2 protein-coding genes are annotated in these 1,138 nt (G+C 37.3%); both read right to left on the bottom strand.

Going from position 1 to position 1,138, the window contains the following annotated elements; translation table 11 throughout:
* Position 1: 1 nt before the first annotated feature.
* Positions 2 to 274 carry a hypothetical protein gene (locus tag BLO51_RS28355; RefSeq protein WP_090677494.1) on the bottom strand — a complete coding sequence of 91 codons (273 nt, stop codon included), beginning with the start codon at positions 272 to 274 and terminating at the stop codon, positions 2 to 4.
* Positions 275 to 476: 202 nt separating this feature from the next.
* Positions 477 to 1,067 (bottom strand): TniQ family protein, encoded by a 591-nt coding sequence (locus BLO51_RS31350; RefSeq protein ID WP_217266817.1) that lies wholly within the window; start codon positions 1,065 to 1,067, stop codon positions 477 to 479.
* Between the last annotated feature and the right edge of the window lie 71 nt (positions 1,068 to 1,138).

The raw sequence follows: 1,138 nt of genomic DNA, 5'->3' as shown, positions 1-1,138 counted from the left end.
CTCAAAAAACCAGTATCTGGTTAATCAACAGGCGTGAATGGAAACTATTCTTTGGGGTTTGCTTTAGATCCTTCCCTGTGACTAATTCCAGGAGGTCAATCATCTTTTGCAATGTTTTGATCGAGCTACCTCCAGATGTTACGGAAAGGAATTTCTTAATGTCGCGAATTTCAGAATTATTCTCATATGACAACCTCAAAGCGTATCCTTCATAAGACTCATCCAAGTACATATTTGGTCGGCAAGGTAACAGCTTTGTTTTTTCTTTTTTCATATTTCCTCCCGAATAAATTTATTACTTAATGTATAAAGTATTGATTGTTTGGGCATAACGATTAGTAGAATTACAACCGTTGCACGAACATCGTATCGTCTAAAAGTAATGGACAAGAGTTCCCCGCTAAAAGCCATCTCTTGGTTCTGATTTTCCTTAGTAAAACAAACCTCATTGGGCACCCTGCCCGGATTGGCATTGATTAGCGTTGCTTGATTTGTTCAATATGTTGCTTGTAAAAGTCAAACCTGATGGTTTGTCCTCGATTTCTAGGATGATTCTCTATTGGAATCTTGTGTGAACCTAAGTAGTAATTGATATTAATAAGGGGTTGAGAAGATAGGAGTGCAATATCTTCTATATGAAGATGGGTTTCGTCAAATGATCCCTGTGATGCTTCAAGTAAAGGAGCGTCATATATGTGGTCGTAAACAGTTTTATTCAAAAACCACTCACGTTCATATGTCTTTCTCATAAATGAGTTTAAGAGGTAATTCCTGTTTCTGAGAAAACTCCAATGTGATAATTCAGCAGGAAAATTTATGCTGATTCTCGCAGACATGCTTTTAATAGATGAGAGTACCTTCTGACAATAAGTACAGCGACCCTCGAACACATCCTCTAATGTGAAATGCTTTAAGCAATCAGGACATCCCCACACCAGATTATTCCCATGTTTTGGACAAGTCATGTTATAAATTAGTGACCATGAATACCGATGATACTTTACTTCCTTCAAACAATAGGGACAAACTCTGGTTATTTTTTGACTAGGGCGTGTCTGAAAACTCATCATAGTGGAACTACTTCAACAAAATCATGGCAGAAGCCAAAAAAGCAAAGCTCAAAAAGTTTCGAGAAAGT

This window comes from Paenibacillus tianmuensis (assembly GCF_900100345.1).
Taxonomy (GTDB): domain Bacteria; phylum Bacillota; class Bacilli; order Paenibacillales; family NBRC-103111; genus Paenibacillus_G; species Paenibacillus_G tianmuensis.
The sequence above is the reverse complement of the archived record's forward strand: the minus strand, read 5'-3'. Positions and strand labels throughout refer to the sequence as shown.

Coding starts and splice junctions, on each gene's coding strand:
- BLO51_RS28355 (WP_090677494.1), bottom strand. CDS start 274: ATGAAAAAAGAAAAAACAAAGCTGTTACCTTGCCGACCAAATATGTAC.
- BLO51_RS31350 (WP_217266817.1), bottom strand. CDS start 1,067: ATGAGTTTTCAGACACGCCCTAGTCAAAAAATAACCAGAGTTTGTCCC.